This window comes from Flagellimonas myxillae (assembly GCF_023502235.1).
In the GTDB taxonomy this organism is placed as follows: Bacteria; Bacteroidota; Bacteroidia; order Flavobacteriales; family Flavobacteriaceae; genus Flagellimonas; species Flagellimonas myxillae.
Window position 1 is genome coordinate 1,163,714 of record NZ_JAMFLY010000001.1, and the last position, 18,491, is coordinate 1,182,204.

Sequence of the window (18,491 nt, forward strand, 5' to 3'; positions counted from 1 at the left end):
TCCTTTTGGATGAAACTTGCAACACATTTCTTTGCATTTAAAATTACGAATTAGCAAAAGGATGTCAATAGCAAAGCGCACTTTGGGCACAAAAAACCAAACACTCTACAATTCTAAGTTTATCTTGGTTTGTCTTGGCTCCCTGTTTTTTTCTGCAAGCTACAACATGTTGATACCGGAGCTGCCATCCTATCTTAGCGGCTTGGGGGGAGCGGAATATATTGGCTTGATTATCGCTTTATTTACCCTGACCGCTGGGCTGTCACGTCCTTTTAGTGGAAAACTAACGGATACAATTGGCCGAAAACCGGTTATGTTGATAGGAGCATTGGTTTGTGTGGTTTGCGGAGGTTTGTACCCTGTGCTCACATCGGTCTATGGCTTTCTTTTGCTTCGTTTGTTTCACGGATTTTCCACTGGATTTACGCCAACGGCAGCCTCTACTTTTGTCTCGGATGTGGTGCCGGCGAATCGTTTAGGGGAGGCTATGGGTATTCAAGGAATTGCTTTTAGTACCGGATTGGCATTGGGTCCCGCATTAGGCAGCATGATCAAACTGCATTTTTCCTTTGAGGTCTTGTTTTACAGTTCTTCCTTGATGGCCCTATTGGCCACTGGACTACTGATGAACCTTAAAGAGACCCTGATGGCAAAACAAACCTTTCGCCCTCAGCTTCTTCGAATTTCCAAAGCGGATATTTTGGCCAAGGAAGCTTTCCCCGCAGCCATTATTACTTTTCTGGCCTATGTGGCCTTTGGGGTCATTTTAACGCTGATTCCGGATTGGACCGGGATTGTAGGATTTGCCAACAAGGGAATTTTCTTCGTTGTCTTTACCTTAACCTCCTTATTGGTGAGGGTTGTGGCTGGGAAACTATCCGACCTGTATGGTAGAACCAAGGTAATCCTTATTGGCCTTCTGCTATTGTGTGCTGGATTGATAATGATAGGGGCATGGAATGTTCCGACAGGGTTCCTTGCTGGAGCTGGGGTCTACGGGCTAGGGATGGGGATTGTATCCCCTGGCATTAATGCCTGGACCATTGATTTGAGTAAGCCAGGACAAAAAGGGAAGGCCATTGCAACCATGTTCATCGCCTTGGAAGCTGGCATTGGTTTGGGGGCCTTGCTCTCCGGATGGTATTACCAAGAAATGCCCAACCGAATCCCGATTACCCTATATGTATCTGCAGGATTGTCCTTTTTGGGGATTCTATATCTTCTTTTCAGGGCAAAGCGGAAAACTACTAAATTAAATAGTCAGTTGCCCCTAATTTAAAATATCAAAACGGTGGGTATATTTTAAAGTGATGACCTGGTTGTTCAAAAGATCCATGTCGTTGTCGTCCTTTACAATATTAAACACTACGAAGAGGCCTGTATTTGCGTTTTGCAACCACCCGAATCTTGCATTGACCGAAGTTATTTCCGAGACATTGTTCCTTTGTATCAAACTCTGGACAAACATTCTTGGGGTAAAGGAGTAGGAGAGGCGCAGGCCACCCACCAAAGCCGTAAAATCCCCGGTGTCCAATTGAATATCACTGTGGCTGAAGGTCAGGGAGCTGATAAAACGATCTCCAATTCTGTAGTTAGCCGTTCCGCTATTGGTAATGCGGTCGCCGTTAAAGTATCCTCCAATAAACGTTCTGGAACTTAGCGAAAATGCATTGTTTGGATTGGTGATAAGCACCAGTTGAAGCTCCTTGTTTTTATAATTGCCAACGGGTACTGTGACATCTGACAAGGTGAACTCTTCCAACACCCGTTCGGTCGTAAAATTGATTCCGGTATGTACTTCAAATCCACTTTTAAATTCCCAGTGGTTGTCCACATGCAGAAACCCGGTAATCAGTTCGTCATCAAAATTCCAATAGCCCCTATAGGAAATATGCGGGCGAATTTCCAAAAGATTCCCCATGTTCTTTAGTCGTTGCGCCTTCCAAATCAAAAATTCGGGTTTACGGAACGCGGTTCGTTGCAAAAATCCCACTTCCGGATTGAACCCTTCCCCAACCTCAGTATATCCAGCCCTTAAATCCCAACCGTTCCAATTGTAATTGGCCAACAATTTATAGGCGTGGTCGTTTTCTTCGATTCCGGGTGTTGCACTTTTTGCAACAAAACCGGTGACTTCGGCCTTGTTGCCAATGCCCCATTTACCATCCATGGCAAAGACCCTGTTGTAGTCGTCGTCCATAGACCCTAACCCGGCTCGGTTGATAAAAATCCCACCAAGGGAAGACCGGGTGCCTTGAAAGTCGTGATTCACCCTCCCGACAGTGTAGTTATTTTTTTCGATTCCTGCCGCCTCCACATCATCCGTGAACATGCTTAAAAAGCCCACATTTGTCTGCCCAACTTTTCCTGATAATCGGGCGCCACCGATTATAGGGACCAAATCCCCGGCAGCCCCAATTCCAATGCGTCGGCTAAAGAACAAATCAACTTCCCCGGGACTTCCTACGCTGAACTGGCCGGCGTTTTCCAAAAAAAATGCTCTTTTCTCCGGAAAGAAGAGATTAAAACGGTCTAGGTTCACTTGCTGGTCGTCCACCTCAACCTGGGCGAAATCCGTATTATACGTTAGATCCAAGGTCAAGCTGGGTGTAATGCTGTATTTGATGTCGGCACCAACTTCAAAGTTAGTGTCCGTTTCAGAAGGGTCCACGGCTTTGTTGTTGGCAACCTGGGCCAGGGCGTAGGGTATGAGTTTTAGGTTCCCTGGATTCTTTAGGTCGAGACCTGTGAGTTTCCCGGCCAAAGAAAGTCGTTTCATGTCAAAACCCAGAGGCAGGCTTGTCCAATAAGCCGTTTCGGTATTCTTGCTAATATTTCTTCTAAAGTTCATGCCCCAAGTTTTATTGGAGCCAGAGGCAAAGCGAAGCGAACGCAATGGAATGGCAAACTCAGCGCTCCAACCATAATCGCCAATTTGCGTCTTTACCGTCCATGATGCATCCCAATTGATATTGGTGCCTCCGATAACCCCGCCTTGCTGTCGGTTGGCGTTGAAATTTCCCTTTCCTTCGTTATCAATCTGTGCATCGTATTCCATCCCCTGCGCGTTGGTGCCGAACAAAAAGCCGTTTTGCCGATCGTGATAGGTGTCAATGATAAACAGAAAGCTATCCTCGTCGTTCAGGTCGGCATCCCTTCTGGAATCCGAAACAACAATTTTTTCAGGTTCGGAATGGTGACAAATTACGGCCACATAAAAAGTACTTCTGCTATAGGCTACCCTTATGACGGTTTTTTCAGAAACTGCTTGTCCGTAATTGGGTCTTATTTGAACCAGATTTTGAATGGTGGGTACAAGTTGCCAAACCGGGTCATTAATAATTTCCCCATCAACTACGGGGTCTTCCGTAAGTGCAAAGGCCCTAAATTCGGGTCGGCTGGTTAATGAATCTAAGGACTGGGTGGTTTGGGAAAGCGCGGGGGCGATGGCCAAGAGGACCAAAAGCGCTAGGACTTTTAAGCGATTAGGGCTCATAAATTAAGGTTGGTTATAGGTAAATATAATGCTAATCTTGGAATAATTTTTGAAGCTCTTTTAACTAAGTAATTGTATTCGTATCTTATTGAAAAATAAAAAGTTGAATTATGGGAACAGTTAAAAAAGCAGCAATGGGTTTGCTCGCCATTCTGGCATTTGCTTGTGGAACCTCCAAAAATTCCACACTGGTGACCGAGGCGGACATTCAAGCACTGCACAGTATCGTGGAGGAGGGGAATTTGGAAATCCGTGCACAATGGGCTAGGCCGTTATTGAGCAGCAGTATGGTCGCAATTGCGAACTCTGGACTTTTGGCACCCCAAAACAATGCGGGCCGGATAGATTTAACCGGGAATCCTGCTTTTCTAAGAATGGTTGGGGACAGCGTTTCCGCATATTTGCCATATTATGGGGAGCGAAACATGACAACGGGTTATGGCAATACCAACAATGCCATTCAGTTTGAGGGCACAGCTTTGGATTTTGAACTGAAAGAAGATGAAAAGAGCGACGGTTATGTGGTGAATTTCAATATTGCCAATGACTCAGAGACCTACACGGTCTTTGCACGAATGTTGCCGGGCAAGTACAGTACTATCAGTGTAAATAGCTCACATAGGCAGTCGATTAACTACAGTGGTGAAGTTTTGGCACTGAACGAGGAATAGTTTGTCAATTATCTGATTTTAATATACATAATGATGATATTCAAATAAAAACTTTAAGTAAAATGCCGCTAAAAACCAACGTAAAGCTACTTTGTTTTCTAATGTTGTCCCTTTGCACCTTGGGGTCGTATGCGCAAGACCAAAGGTTTATAGGAACCTTTATAAGCATGGATCAAACCTTTTCCGCCCAAACCAAGTATGTAGATGGGGAATATCAAGGCGTGTTGAATGCCGGTGGGGCTATGTTCGCCTACAAGGGAAAATTGGTCGATGGGGTTATACGAGGGGAGCTTTTTGGAGGGGATCGCATATTTAATTACGTTTCAAAAGCTGTAGAAGGTGGAATCTCAGTAGAGTCCGAGGGAAATACCGTGATGTATTACCAGACCGCCCAAACCCATCAGTTGGACCAATTGGATTTAACGCCCTATTTCACCATACAGTCGCAACCCTCCCAGGTATCCACGCCGGAAAATAGCCCAAAGGCAACAGGAAAGTATGCCAAGCTCTTTAATATGATTGCAGGGAGCCAGTTGGTATACTATCAACGAACATCCTATGTGAATAATAACAAAGCAAGTTCTCTGACCTATGTGAATTTTTGTCCAAACGGCACCTTTAATATGAACTCGGAAGGTTCGTATACCGTGCAAGGTGGGGCAGGAGGCAACGTTCATGGTGCAAACAGGGGTGGGGACTATGGCACTTGGAATGTAGAGGAACAACAAGGTGTACCTGTTTTAGCGGTTAGGTTTGCCAATGGACAAGCCACTTCCTATCCTATTAATATGGCCCACCTCAATGAAGGCCGTTGGCGCATTGGCAATACCCAGTACGCCATTCAACGCAATGGCGCGGTCTGTCGTTGAAGGCTAGGGATATTACCAATCTATTGGCTTAAACGATTGCCCAATTTTTAACCTTTTACCGGATTTTAGAACCAAGAACTCGTCCCGTTTATCCTTTTCCGTTGATTTGATTTCACTACGATTAACAACGAACTTTCTATGAATTCTCACAAAATTGGGATTTAGCCGTTTTGCAATGGCGCTAAGCCGCTCCCTTTTCACGAAAGTGTCCGTATCCGTATAGAAATTCAGATAATGACCCTCGGCCTCTATCCAGTGCACAAGTGACAAGGTAAGCGTAATTTTTTTTCGCCCTTTGAATACCGAAATGGTCTCGGTGGATGCTGTGGAAAGGTGCACATAAAAGGATGCGGCCACAAGCAGCAGCAAATGGTAAAGCGCTTCCCGGCCAAAGTAATAACGGGCGTATTCCTCGTCCACAAACCCATCAAAATATCCTATGCTGTGCAAAATTATATTGGATAAAAGGTAGAACAATCCTAAGGTAACAACACTGGTAAACCCTATTAGGACCCAATACCATTTTTTGAAATTCCTTTTGAGATATTGCTGCAATTTCACCGAAAAAATAACCACAGGAATAAACAAAAGAATCGAGACCAGAAGATATACTACGGAAACCCAAATACTGTAACTGTCGTGGTTTCGGTACCGAATGAAGTTTTGGAGCAACGTCAGCACAAATAGGATAACCAAAATGCCAATGGAAAACCTGTAGAACTTTTTATCGCTCCAGTTGACCCTCATAATCAAGTTATTTAGAATGGTATGCAAGCAAAGATAAAGAAACTGCTTCGCGACTTTTGCAACTGATCGGCAGCTGTCTATTTGGTAAAAATTCCCTTGAACATTTTTTCGGTCAGTCCTTTGGTCTGCAGCCAATCGGCCAACTCCGAGCGTTCTCCAACTTGTGCATGGTGTAAGAGCGTAAAACCGTGGGGACCTGGGGCTTTGAGCAAATGCGGATGATCTGAAATCATTTGCCTAATAAAATCATCATAGCCAAGAAATGCGTAATTGAAAATATCCAATCGCGCACCCTTGGAAACCAAATAATCCACAATATCCCTTCTCCCCATATGGCTGGCCCCGCCCACAGCGGTTTCAAAATCCCCTTTTATGAATTGGTTGGCACAATTAAGCAATAAGGGATGCTTTTCCAATATTTTTCGGGTCTCATCAAGGCTTCTATGCGCAGCAAATACAAACTCTGTTATGAGTTCTTCGGTAAATAGCTCTTTTTCGTTTTGATTGGAGGCGATTAACAATGCGCTCGGCCCCAGCGTTAAGGCTCCGCCCAATATCAATTTTCTTTTTAGGAATGCTTTTCTGTTCATTGTTTTTGTTTTTGATGAATACACAAAAAACATGGAATTTTTGATCTGTTGCCCCAGATTGGAGCCTGTTTGTCGTGAACTGGTAGGTGACAGTCATGAAACTGACGAGGAACAAAAGGTTAGTGTAAGGATTTTGTAACAGCTTCGCCTTATTACGTGTAAAACCAAATAGCCACCATTTTGGTTCCCTTATTTTATGTATTTTCGAACGTATTCAACTTCAATGCCTCGTTTACGAAATATTTACAACACGATATATTTTAACCCTTTCAGTACAAAAAGATGACACCTTCCAAACTTCTGGTTTTTAGCTTCGCTTTTATTCTGATTTCATGCAATGGAAAAAAAGCACAAAAGGACGAAAATAAAAATTCCGAGGAAGTAGTTGCCCTAGAGCCCAAAGAAAGGGTTCATAAGACTACCTTACCCCTAGACAGCCTTAATCTACCTAAGGGATTTAAAATTGAAGTTTACGCAGAAGGAGTGGATGGCGCACGTTCCATGACCATGGGTGACGATGGAACCCTTTTTGTCGGTACCCGCAATGAGGGCAAGGTATATATACTTCAAGATTTGGATGGCGACCATTGGGCGGAAAAAATAACGGAGTTGGACTCGACCTTGGAATCTCCAAATGGCGTGGCCTTTAGAAAGGGAGATCTATATGTTGCCGAAGTAAGCCGGCTATTGAAATATTCAAATATAGAATCAAATCTCACTAGCCCTCCAGAGCCCGAGGTCATTTATGATGATTACCCTACGGAATTCCACCACGGTTGGAAGTACATCGCCTTCGGACCCGACGACAAACTTTATGTTCCGGTTGGCGCACCCTGCAATATCTGCGATAGGACCAAGGAAGATGAAAGGTTCAACACCATCACTAGAATGGACCCAGATGGGAGCAATAGGGAGATATACGCAAGAGGAGTGAGGAATACAGTTGGATTTACCTGGCATCCCGAAACCGAGGAATTGTGGTTTACAGATAATGGAAGGGACATGATGGGCGATGATGTACCTCCCTGCGAGTTGAACCGGGCATCTGAAATAGCGCAGCATTTTGGATATCCACATTGTCATGGTGGTAGCGTAGCTGATCCAGAATTTGGGGACGGAAACCCCTGTTCCAATTTTGTAGCGCCGGTACAACCTCTTGGAGCGCATGTGGCGGCGCTGGGGGTAAAATTTTATACAGGAAACATGTTCCCCTCCCAATATAAGGGGCATATTTTTATGGCCGAACATGGCTCATGGAACCGTTCCTCCAAAGTGGGGTACCGAATCACCATGGTAACCTTAAAGGGCAATGAGGCAGTGGAGTACAAACCTTTTATCGATGGATGGCTTAACACCGAAACACAAGACCAATTTGGAAGACCCGTAGACCTATTGATGCTCGATGATGGTTCCATGTTGATTTCGGATGACTTTGCAGATGCCATTTATAGGGTATCTTATGTAGGAGTCTAAAATGCTAGTGAAACTATATAAAGTAAGGTTCGAAATTTTTCTGGCCACACAATTGGCCATCCTTTTTGGGTCCCTGTTTTTCCCTGGAGATTTCTATGAGCTTACCTTGTTGCCCCTGTTGTATTTAATGGGAATTTTGGCAGGTATCCTAATGATTTCCAAGCGCAGGAAACTTACTTGGTTCTTTGTGATATTGTTTGGGGTCTCTGCTTTCATTTTTGGAAGTTCCATGATTTATCGGCAGGAATCATCCGGTGATTTGATCCTGAGGTTGATCATCTATTTCATTTTTTATATTGCCGTCACCTGGAACGTTATACAGCAAGTATGGCGAGCCAAACATGTAAGCAGAAAAGTTATTGTTGGGTTGATGAGCGGTTATATTTCGCTTGGGTTCCTGGCTTTTTTCTTGTTTATGGCGATAGAACTGACCCATCCGGGAGCCTTTCAGGGTACGCTAATGGAAAGCCAACAATTTGAAATCAAGAGTGAGGCTATTTTGTACTATTCCTACATTACGTTGTTGACTATCGGATATGGGGAAATAATCCCGGCCATTCCTATCGCGCAGAAAGCGGCCATTCTAGTTGGATTGTTGGGGCAGTTTTATCTGGTTATCGTAACAGCTGTCGTGGTTGAAAAATACATTAAACACTCCCACAAAGGTTGATTGGAAAGGGTCCGAAAATGTCCAACCAACTACAAATTTTCAGAGCGACTTAGATTTTTCATTTTACCATAGAATTTTTGGGTATTGGATTCCAAGATTTCCAGAAATATGTGTTTGGCATTGGAGTTCCTTTTAATAGGGACGGTTTCCACAATATAGGAAAAGCCGTTACTACTAAACTTGTATAGTGACACACCCCATGTACTGGTTTCTTCAATTTCACCGTCATAAACCACAACATCTGGCTTTTCAAATGGGGTTTTGGGGTGCATCCAACTCAAATACCTGAGTCGCCCCTGATGGGTTCGGTCTATACGGATGGTATACTTATCGCTTGTGGAGTGAACAATTGTTTTCTCAACTTCCTCATAGATTTTTACGAGGTCCGCGTTGGCAAGATTTACATTGGTGGTCTCCAGTAGTTTTTGCTCAGTTTCGACCAATTTTTGTTGGGTGACCAAAAGTTTCTGTTCCATTTCTGAGTCCTTGCAGGAACATATCGCCAACAGCAAAACAATAAGAGTGATTGTTTTTTTCATGATTATATGGTTTGGTTCTTTGGCAAACTAAGTGAAACACCGCGCTGAATGATCTCCTATTTGATGAATGCCTCATTTGGGTTGACGGATGAAGGTTTGAGGGTCAATTACTAATAAAATGCTAAATCTTACAGGGTGTGGTCAATAGGTAGATTATTTTCATATATTTGTACCTACAAATAATGTAGTGGTAATGAATAGTTATTATCAAGCCATCTTCGAAATCATAAAAACTGGGCATTGGATTACCGACGCTGTATCGCGAGAGCTAAGGGAATATGATATTTATGAGCCACAGTTCAATGTACTTCGCATTTTGGAAGGAGCCAAGAGCAGTCCGGTGTCCGTCAACTACATCTTGGAAAACATGGTGCAACGCTCCAGTAATGTAACCAGGATAGTAGACAAATTGGAAAGCAAGGGACTGGTGGAACGTACCCTGTGCAGTGAGGACCGTAGAAAAATGGACATTTCAATTACTGAAGAAGGAAGCGAACTTCTAAAAAAGCTGAACAAAAGGGTAGGGGATTTTCATAAACCCATGCTCAACAACCTTACTCCTGAAGAAGCCAAAACATTAAAACAATTAATTCTAAAACTAAAAGGACAATAAACATGAAGAAGATTATAGCCCTAGGTGGCAGCAACAGTAAAACATCCATAAATAAAACCTTGGCGACCTACGCCGCCAACCAAATCCAAGATTCTGAAGTGACAATCATTGACCTTAATGAATATAGTTTGCCCCTATATGGACCAGACTTGGAAAAAGAAAAGGGCATTCCCCAAGATGCCAATAAATTAAACACCCAATTGGAAGAAGCCGATGGATTGGTAGTTTCTTTGGCAGAACACAACGGTTCGTACAGTGTGGCCTTTAAAAATGCCTTCGATTGGTTATCCCGAATAGACCAAAAGGTTTGGAAAAACAAACCCATGCTGCTCATGGCCACTTCACCAGGAGGTCGGGGAGGAGCTACGGTGCTTCAAGCCGCCAAAACTTCATTTCCGCATTTAGGAGCACAGATAGTGGCGGATTTTTCCTTGCCATCCTTCCACAATAACTTTTCGGAAACTGGAATCACGGATGATGCCCTAAAATCCGAGTTGGACCAAAAAATCAATCAATTGCAAAATGCCATTTGACATTGGCCTAAGATCTTAACCTGTTCTATCACCTACGATTTTACACCCATGGCCATGCTTATACAAGTAAAAGATAATTTTTTCATCTTATTTTGAGACCGACAACCTGAAATCTTCCATTTTTTATTGAAATACTAAGCAACATAAATACAAAATGGAATATGAATACACATATCTGTAATCGTATTGGATTAATGTTGTCGGCATCTAACATTATCTTGGAATCCTAATTAACCAATTAGCAAACCAAAGGTCATGAAAAAAGTAATAATTATAGGTGCCACCCGAATCGGGCATGCAATGATAAAGATTCTGTATCACGGGCAAGAATTAAAGCAATTGGAAAACAAGGACATCAATGCCCTTGTCCAGAACAACTAACAAAATCGATTTGAAAAAACTAATAAAAATCTTAAAAAGGATGTTATTATCAATTGCAATTATTATTGCCTTGTTGATTGTGGCCTATATGGCCTTTGTAAATTTTTATCCATCTTTTGGAGGTAATGTATCCAAGGAACGCCAAACGATGTATGCATCGTCCAATCAGTTTGGGGAGGGCAAGTTTAAAAACACCAAGGATGTGCCCAAAGACCCTAGTTTTTCAGAAACTTTGACAATTGCCCGAAAGTTCTTTTTTACCAAAGTGGAAGACGGGAGACCTTCGGAAGCTACCCCACTGCATACGGTGGATTCCATTTCCATTGCATCACATACCAATGGTACAAGATTGATGTGGTACGGGCATTCCGCTTTTTTGTTGCAAATGGAAGGAAAAAATATCTTGATCGACCCCATGTTGGGAGATGTTCCCGCCCCGCATCCGTTACTAGGAGGAAATCGATTTAATAAGGAACTCCCAATCACCATTGAAAAACTTCCTAAAATAGATGCCGTGCTGATTTCACACGATCACTACGATCATTTGGACTATGGCTCCATTAAAAAGTTGAAGGACAAAGTGGGACGATTTTATGTTCCGTTGGGAGTGGGAGTACATTTGGAGGCTTGGGATGTGCCCAAGGATAAAATAGAAGAGCTGGATTGGTGGCAGGATGTTACTTTGGATGGATTGCAATTCGTGTGTACGCCAGCCCAACATTTTTCGGGAAGAAAATTGAACAATGGTCAAAGTACCTTGTGGAGCTCTTGGGTGATAAAATCGGAGAAGGAGCGTATTTTCTTTAGTGGGGACAGTGGTTATTCCGATCATTTCAAGCAAATTGGCGAAACTCATGGTCCCTTCGATTTTGCTATGCTGGAATGTGGTCAGTACAACAAGTTGTGGCCAGATATCCACATGTTCCCGGAAGAGACCGCACTTGCGGGAGTGGACTTAAATGCAAAAATGATTATGCCCATCCATTGGGGCGCTTTTAAATTGGCCTTGCATTCTTGGACCGACCCCATTGAACGGGTAACCAAAAAAGCAAACGAGTTGGGAATTCCGTTGATCGCTCCGGAAATCGGCGCTATGATTGAGCTGGATTCCCTTGCAATCGGCAGCAGTAAGCGTTGGTGGTAGGATAAATTCGGATTAAAAACTAAAATATTAGGGTCGCAATCCAAAGCGACCTTGCTTCACGTATATAGGGCATCGCGCTTTATGGGAATTAAATCGCGGGAACACTAAACATAAAAACACCTATTCGCGTGAAACCAACCTTTCGACCACAGTCGCTATTCTCGCTGTTCTTGGGGCTTTGTTTTTCCATGACCATGCTTGGTCAAGAAAAACTGAGATATACCGGTCCTTTTCAATTGGGCAGCTATGTTGGCGAGGTGGACTACACCTATCAGATCATAGACGGGGATACATTGCTCCAAGGCGATTTCAGTATGAAACGCTCGAGCTTGAACGCCCTGATAGATCAAAAAGACAAGACATTTTCCTTTTCAGGCGCCTTTGAAGATGGATTTCCCAACGGCCCTTGGAATTTCCAATTTGGGGAATTTCAATCCGACCAGAAAACCGAGGTGGTAGGCTACCAATATCGGGTTAATGTGGATGGGGCCCAGCACCAGGCACAAGGGAATATTGTCAAGGGCAAGCCAGATGGGCTCTGGATAATTTCCGAACAGCGTATTGAGGATTCCGAGGTAGCTGAAACGCTGTTCAGCAGCCAAATAACCTACGCCAATGGGGTACCCCAGCAAAGTTTTAGGATTGAAGGCAAACAAAGCACCCTGGTGGGACGGTTTTTGAGAACCGGTTTGGCCCACGACGACTGGACCCTGTTTGCAGAAGAATCCAACGAAACATGGTCGTTTACTGATGGGGTTCTTAGAAGGGTGAGTATGGGCGAGGATACTTTTGACGTATTTCAAAGCCCCTTTCGAGCTGCAAGGACCATCAATTTGGACAAACGATTTTCCAAGATTATAAAACTTCAGGTAGGTCCTGAAAAATCAGAAGCATTGAAGAAGGGTATCAGCAAGTTGCTGGCCGAAAATGATGCGCACTACAAAAATCTGGACGATATTCTTTCTCAATTAGGCCAATCCCAATTTATGCCGCTGTTCAAGGTTAAGGTTCCTTACTTCCCCTTGGATTCGGTGGAAAGAAACCATGTTAAGTCCATTAAAAAAGATTATGTCCATGCAGCCAAAGTGGCCCATGGACTTTTGGAAAACACCCAACTCAATTTACTGAGACGTTCGGATGCCGAAGCGCAATTTCTGTACTCCGTTGTTCAGAAAATCAACACTGCCTATTTGAAACCCTTGCAAAAAGTGAGGCGTTTTGAGGAACAGCAGGTTTTGGATTATGTGGAGCGAAATCAGCTGGTACAGCGTTTATTTCCGAACGGAAAGCCCTCAACTCTAATTACACCAGAGCAGGGGGAAAGAGGCTTTGAAGGCCCTCAAGCCAGTACCTTCAATTTTAAAGAGGAGGCCATGGTATCCCTGGCCCAAATTTCGGCCTATGCCAAAGTGAGCTTGGATCAAATCGCATCCGTGCTCTATGAAAAGGTTAAAAATGAGCAGCAACAACAGGAATTTGTGGCCTTTGAGGAACAGATGATTGCACAAATCAATCGTCTTAACCAATTCATTGACTCTACTGATACATCTGGAGCAATGGGTGAAGCTCTTTTAAATATCAAATCAATTGCCGAGGGCAAGTTGAATGTCTATTCCAACGCTACCCAGTCTGATGGAAAGTTGGAGGAGGCAAAACTATTGGTTCCCTGTTTGGCAACCTTTGAAAAATTGGCACGAAACATCAGCGGCTTGCCACAAAAGGAACTGGAAATTCAGGAAGCCTATAAAGATGCCGTTTGGAACCCGTTTATGGCCAATTTAATGGAAGAGGAGGTCAAAAAACGCCTTACTGCAGCATATCGTAACGTATTGGTTCCTTATTTACTGGAACAGGCCAATTCAGCATTGGAATGTGACAAGGCCAAGGCCCTGGACCAACTTATAACCGATATCCATACGCGCATGCTCGAATTGCGGGAGGAGGACACCGCTAAATTGGAACGCAAACTCCGCAAGGAAAAGAATCCTGAAACCGTCCTTGAATTGTTTAACCTACAACCTCTGGAAAACTAGCTATGAAAAATTTTTGTAGACATTCCGTATGGGTTGTGGCGTTTTTGTTGTTCGCCGTATCTGGAAATGCGCAGGAAGAAGAGGTTTTACCTTCAGAATCCAAGTACAAAGACCCAAAGACCAAAGTCTGGTTCAATACCTATGGCAATTTCCGAATCTCCAAACGTTTGTTCTGGGATGCCCAGACGCATTTTCGATTTGAGGAAACGGAAGACACCCCCTTTATAGGTCAGGTTGCCCAGATATATAACCGGCATGCCATTGGGTACATCTATTCCAAGAAAGTCAACTTTAGTTTAGGAGGTGTGCTTCGGGTAAACTTTAATACCGATGAGGATTCGGACGACCGCCCTGTGGTTCCTGAGTTTCGGATTTGGCACCAATACCAATTTGCAATGCCGCTATACAACTCCATGATCTATCACAGGCTTCGGATTGAGCATCGGTGGACCAAGGGTTTTGCCGACGATAGCGAATATATTTTCCGTAACCGTTGGCGTTATATGTTCAGGGCCAAGGTGCCATTGAACAATCACAAGTTGGAACCCAAAACACTTTATGTGTCCCCGGAGGCGGAACTTATTATGCAAAGTGGGAAGGCCGTGGTGTCAAGTCCGATGGAAGATTTACGTTTGACCACAACTTTGGGCTATATTTTAACCCCCCGATTGACCATAGCAGGAGGGTTGATGTACTCCCAAGGTCAAACCTTGGAAAATGGGGGCATATACAAACAAAGTTGGACCATGCGCTTCCATGTTTACTTCTCTCCGGATATCAGAAAGGTAAAAAACAAACTTCCCGAAATCCATTTTGATGATTAACTACGTATATGAAGGGTAGCCATTCAAATCCATCATGAAAAAACAGCAATTCAACAAATTTGTTTATTTCCTTTTGGCCCTGACCATTGGGTTTGCCGGATTCTATTTTATCAAGGCGAAAAACCTTCAGCAACAGTTGGAATCCGAAAAGGAGATGCAGCAAGATATCGCCAGTATCGATGTTGTTGAGGAGGAGGATCTTACCGCGATTGATGCCATGATCATTGATGGGGATGACTATTCGGAAGCCTTAAAGGCCTATCAAGAAAAATACGAAGAACACCAAGCCGCAGAAGAAGCTGAATTGCAATTGCGAATTTCCCTTACCCAAAAGTTATTGGAGCTGGATAGGAAGCCACAGCAAGATTCGGCCATAGCTGAACTTCAGCAACGATTGGATTCCCTAACCACCGTTATCGAAACTGCACCAAAAGAAGTCCAACAATACGACTCCCTCAACTTTGTGTTGGAAAAGTCCAAGGTGCAGATAGCTAGAATGCAGCGTCAGTTAAAGCAAAAGTCCTTTGGGGAGTACCTTACCTTTACCAATGCCAAGGGAAGTCAGATGCATTATGTGGGCCAAGTAAAGGATGGGAAGGCCAATGGCTATGGTGTGGCCATATTAAGTACGGGAAGTCGCTATATAGGGGAGTGGAAAAATAACGAACGTCATGGTGAAGGCTCCTTTTATTGGGCCGATGGACAATACTACTCCGGCAACTACGTCAACGACAAGCGTTCTGGTGAAGGTACCTATCACTGGCCAAACGGTGAAAAGTTCGTAGGTCTTTGGAAAGACGACGAGCGTATGGGCGAAGGAGCCTTTTATGGTAAAAAAGGTGATATCGTCGCCAGCGGGGTATGGGAAAATGACGAATTGGTAGTCACCAACAAGCCCTAATTTTACCTTTCTTTTTGTTCAAACACCATATTTGTTCTAAATTCGTCTTCGGTAAATCAACCGCTACACTTCTGAAATAATCTGATTTCCATTGGATTACATCGCAGTAAATCCCTCTACTGCCACCAATGGACAGTTTAGAATGCAGGCTAAGACTTGTAGTGAAGGTCCCCAAGGTTGATTAGAAACATTGAACAACCAACCTCATAAACAATGAGAAATCCTTTTAAAGGCTTAATGGGTATGGCCCCATTGATGCTCTTTTGCCTTCTTGCCCAAATGGTCCATGGGCAGAATACCATTAATGGCAGCGTACAGGACGATTCGGGGAACCCTTTGGCTTTCGCCAACGTTTTACTGCTTAAGGCCAGCGATTCTTCCCTAACAAAGGGAACTATTACCATGGAGGATGGTAAGTTCCTCTTGGAAAATATCCCATCCGGCAACTATGTGTTGACCGCAAGTATGATTGGATTCGGTTCCCAAACAACGGAAATATTCAAATTCGATGGGGGTTCAAAAAACCTGCCCTTGCTTACCTTGTCCGAAGGACTCGCTCTTGACGAAGTGGTTGTTAGCGGTAGGAAAAACCTATATGTCCAAAAAATAGATCGGATGGTGATCAATGTTGCCAGCAGCATCATTTCCACGGGGTCATCGGCCTTGGAGGTGTTGGAACGCTCTCCGGGAGTAATCATAGACCGGCAAAACAATGGTATTTCATTAGTAGGGAAAGGTGGCGTTGTGGTCATGATTAATGGGAAGCAAACCTATATGCCCACCTCAAGTTTGGTGCAGATGCTACAAGGAATGAGTTCGGATAATATCGAAACCATCGAATTGATTACCACACCTCCAGCGAATTTTGATGCTGAAGGAAATGCAGGGTTTATCAATATTGTGCTCAAGCAACGTACCGATTTGGGCCTAAATGGTTCCTATTCCTTGTCTTTGGGAGTGGGTAAAGGGAGTACCACCTCAGACAACATCAATTTCAATTATCGAAAGAACAACATCAATATTTTTGGGGATTATTCCTTTTTAAGAAATGGACAAAAGCAAATTTTTGACCTCGACAGGAATTTTGTGGATATGAACAACATTCCGGTAAATATTGCCACGATTTCGGACAGGGACCCAGTACAGCGCAATCATGGAATCCGGACAGGGTTGGATTTTCAAGCCTCGGATAAAACCATTCTTGGATTGTTGCTGTGGGGCAACGACAATAAATGGACCATGGACGCCAGAAATGAAAGTGTGGAAACGGTAAACGGAACCCGCGATGCCTTTGTTGAGCTGTTGACCACGGAAAGAAACCAATTGGAAAATTTTGGAGCCAATGTCAACTTGCGCCACGATTTTAAGGAAGGTGGCTTTTTCGGTTTTGACCTGGATTATCTTAAATACAATATCGAAAATCCCACAAACTATTCCAACAGTTTCTTCGACGGAAACAACAATCTGCTAAGGGAAGAATTGACCAGCAGTGACAAAACCACCCCTATCAATATTACTGTGGGAAAGGTGGATTACAGCAATCAAATAAGCGATAAGGTAAAGCTGGAAACCGGGGTAAAAGCTGCTTTCAGTGATTTTGACAATGATGTGGACGTTGGAACATTTGAAGACGGGAATTTTATGGAGGATGATGACCTGACTAACTTGAGCAACCTCAAGGAGCGGATTTTGGCTACCTATGGTAGCCTTAACTATTCAATCAGCGACAAGACTAGCCTGCAATTGGGCCTGCGTTATGAACACACCGATTCCAAACTGGTCTCGGACAAGCAAGGGGTTGTGGTCGACAGAAGTTTTGGGGAATTATTCCCAACAGCTTTTATTTCCCATAAGATCAATGACACCCTGAGCTATAATTTTTCGTATTCACGGCGGATAACAAGGCCAACCTTTAACGATATGGCTCCATTTGTCATTTTCTTAGACCCCACTACATTTTTTGCGGGAAACCCAGCAGTGCAACCCGCAATTTCCAATGCGGTGAAATTTGATTTCAACTATAGATCCTGTATACTTTCTGCGCAATATTCCATAGAAAATGGAACCATCTCCAAGTTCCAATCCAGGTTCGATGAAGAAAATGAACGTTTGGTCTTTGGAGCCGAAAATTTGGATCGGACCAAAATTTTTTCATTGACCTTGGGACTTCCCATTAATTTTACGCATTGGTGGAAAATGCAGAACAACCTTACCTATTTGAACACCCAGATAGAAAACACCTTTTCGGACGAACCACTTACTTTCGAACAAAATACCTTCAACCTAAACAGCACCCAGTCGTTTACCTTAAACGAAAATTTATCGGCAGAAATCAATCTTAGTTATAACAGTCCAACAATTTCCAGTTTGTTGGGCACAGGGGTTTTGGCTGAAATTGTTAGTCTAAATCTTGGGGTTCAACAAAAATTGGGCGACAAATGGGGGACCTTATCCCTCAAATTAAACGATGCCCTGGATACCATGAAGTGGACAATAACAAGGAATATTCCAGAGGAAAACCTTACTACCCACAATACCTTTGACCTTTTTAACCGGACATTTTTGATATCCTACAGCAATAGTTTCGGAAACAGTAAACTTAAATCCGCAAGGCAAAGAGGTACTGGTGCTGAAGAGGAAAAACAGCGGGTGAACTAGGGTGCCGCAAATGGGTGCTCCCCAAACAATGGGAAATTTTCCGTAATTTAAAAATGGATAACAAAGGCATTTCCTTTAAGGGGAATGGTCTTATGCAATGCAATTCAAATTTTAATATCATGGCCGGAGAAATACGAAAGGAATATTCAAATGGGGAAATCACGGTAATTTGGAAACCGCGCAAATGTACACATGCTGGAATTTGCGTAAAAACCTTACCGCAGGTATACAATCCACGGGAAAAACCTTGGATCAAGATAGAAAATGCCAGTACGGAGGAGTTAAAATCCCAAGTGGACCAATGCCCTTCAGGAGCGTTAAGCTATGCGATGAATACACCCTAGGATTT

The 18,491-nt window shown here is 43.4% G+C and carries 18 protein-coding genes; 14 read left to right on the top strand and 4 right to left on the bottom strand.

Translation table 11 applies throughout. The annotated features are described in order from the left end of the window. Window positions 1-61 precede the first annotated feature (61 nt). Complete coding sequence (locus M3P07_RS05335) at window positions 62-1,279, top strand: MFS transporter (protein WP_249968859.1); 1,218 nt, start codon at window positions 62-64, stop codon at window positions 1,277-1,279. On the opposite strand, the gene M3P07_RS05340 is transcribed toward M3P07_RS05335, so the two are convergent. After that, window positions 1,271-3,496, bottom strand: a complete 2,226-nt coding sequence (locus M3P07_RS05340; protein ID WP_249968860.1) for a carbohydrate binding family 9 domain-containing protein — start codon at window positions 3,494-3,496, stop codon at window positions 1,271-1,273. The two genes, M3P07_RS05335 and M3P07_RS05340, sit on opposite strands and share 9 nt — an antisense overlap. Window positions 3,497-3,606: 110 nt before the next feature. Between M3P07_RS05340 and M3P07_RS05345 the strand changes: the two genes are divergently transcribed. Both M3P07_RS05345 and M3P07_RS05350 read left to right on the top strand, forming a co-directional pair. Further along, on the top strand, window positions 3,607-4,167 hold the full coding sequence (locus M3P07_RS05345; RefSeq protein WP_249968861.1) for a DUF4251 domain-containing protein: 561 nt from the start codon (window positions 3,607-3,609) through the stop codon (window positions 4,165-4,167). Window positions 4,168-4,229: 62 nt separating this feature from the next. Then, window positions 4,230-5,036, top strand: coding sequence for a hypothetical protein (locus M3P07_RS05350; RefSeq protein WP_249968862.1), 807 nt, complete (start codon window positions 4,230-4,232; stop codon window positions 5,034-5,036). Window positions 5,037-5,048: 12 nt separating this feature from the next. Here M3P07_RS05350 and M3P07_RS05355 read toward each other — a convergent pair whose 3' ends face one another. Together M3P07_RS05355 and M3P07_RS05360 are read right to left on the bottom strand one after the other, a co-directional pair. Continuing rightward, the gene (locus tag M3P07_RS05355; protein ID WP_249968863.1) at window positions 5,049-5,783 is read right to left on the bottom strand and encodes a LytR/AlgR family response regulator transcription factor; all 735 of its coding nucleotides are present in this window, start codon (window positions 5,781-5,783) and stop codon (window positions 5,049-5,051) included. Between the two features lie 77 nt (window positions 5,784-5,860). After that, on the bottom strand, window positions 5,861-6,373 hold the full coding sequence (locus M3P07_RS05360) for a hypothetical protein (RefSeq protein ID WP_249968864.1): 513 nt from the start codon (window positions 6,371-6,373) through the stop codon (window positions 5,861-5,863). Window positions 6,374-6,655: 282 nt separating this feature from the next. On the opposite strand from M3P07_RS05360, the gene M3P07_RS05365 reads away from it, so the two are divergent. Together M3P07_RS05365 and M3P07_RS17820 are read left to right on the top strand one after the other, a co-directional pair. After that, window positions 6,656-7,846, top strand: a complete 1,191-nt coding sequence (locus M3P07_RS05365; RefSeq protein ID WP_249968865.1) for a PQQ-dependent sugar dehydrogenase — start codon at window positions 6,656-6,658, stop codon at window positions 7,844-7,846. 7 nt (window positions 7,847-7,853) lie between these two features. Continuing rightward, window positions 7,854-8,516 (top strand): ion channel, encoded by a 663-nt coding sequence (locus M3P07_RS17820; protein ID WP_249968866.1) that lies wholly within the window; start codon window positions 7,854-7,856, stop codon window positions 8,514-8,516. 29 nt (window positions 8,517-8,545) lie between these two features. Here M3P07_RS17820 and M3P07_RS05375 read toward each other — a convergent pair whose 3' ends face one another. Further along, on the bottom strand, window positions 8,546-9,055 hold the full coding sequence (locus M3P07_RS05375) for a hypothetical protein (RefSeq protein WP_249968867.1): 510 nt from the start codon (window positions 9,053-9,055) through the stop codon (window positions 8,546-8,548). Window positions 9,056-9,248: 193 nt separating this feature from the next. Here M3P07_RS05375 and M3P07_RS05380 point away from each other — a divergent pair, with 193 nt between their 5' ends. From M3P07_RS05380 to M3P07_RS05415, 9 genes are all read left to right on the top strand, one after another. After that, a complete protein-coding gene (locus M3P07_RS05380) occupies window positions 9,249-9,668 on the top strand; it encodes a MarR family winged helix-turn-helix transcriptional regulator (RefSeq protein ID WP_249968868.1) in 420 nt (139 codons plus the stop codon). A 2-nt stretch (window positions 9,669-9,670) separates the two neighbouring features. Then, a complete protein-coding gene (locus tag M3P07_RS05385; RefSeq protein WP_249968869.1) occupies window positions 9,671-10,201 on the top strand; it encodes an NADPH-dependent FMN reductase in 531 nt (176 codons plus the stop codon). A gap of 255 nt (window positions 10,202-10,456) precedes the next feature. Next, window positions 10,457-10,582 (top strand): hypothetical protein, encoded by a 126-nt coding sequence (locus M3P07_RS17745; protein WP_284042089.1) that lies wholly within the window; start codon window positions 10,457-10,459, stop codon window positions 10,580-10,582. A gap of 40 nt (window positions 10,583-10,622) precedes the next feature. Next, window positions 10,623-11,726 carry an MBL fold metallo-hydrolase gene (locus tag M3P07_RS05390; RefSeq protein ID WP_249968870.1) on the top strand — a complete coding sequence of 368 codons (1,104 nt, stop codon included), beginning with the start codon at window positions 10,623-10,625 and terminating at the stop codon, window positions 11,724-11,726. A gap of 128 nt (window positions 11,727-11,854) precedes the next feature. After that, window positions 11,855-13,759, top strand: coding sequence for a hypothetical protein (locus tag M3P07_RS05395; protein WP_249968871.1), 1,905 nt, complete (start codon window positions 11,855-11,857; stop codon window positions 13,757-13,759). Window positions 13,760-13,761: 2 nt separating this feature from the next. Beyond that, window positions 13,762-14,583 (top strand): DUF2490 domain-containing protein, encoded by an 822-nt coding sequence (locus M3P07_RS05400; protein WP_249968872.1) that lies wholly within the window; start codon window positions 13,762-13,764, stop codon window positions 14,581-14,583. Window positions 14,584-14,617: 34 nt separating this feature from the next. Then, entirely contained in the window at window positions 14,618-15,484 is an 867-nt protein-coding gene (locus M3P07_RS05405) for an MORN repeat-containing protein (RefSeq protein ID WP_249968873.1), read from the top strand. Window positions 15,485-15,697: 213 nt separating this feature from the next. Beyond that, complete coding sequence (locus M3P07_RS05410) at window positions 15,698-18,142, top strand: TonB-dependent receptor domain-containing protein (RefSeq protein WP_249968874.1); 2,445 nt, start codon at window positions 15,698-15,700, stop codon at window positions 18,140-18,142. A 119-nt stretch (window positions 18,143-18,261) separates the two neighbouring features. Beyond that, complete coding sequence (locus M3P07_RS05415; RefSeq protein WP_249968875.1) at window positions 18,262-18,486, top strand: (4Fe-4S)-binding protein; 225 nt, start codon at window positions 18,262-18,264, stop codon at window positions 18,484-18,486. Window positions 18,487-18,491: the final 5 nt, after the last annotated feature.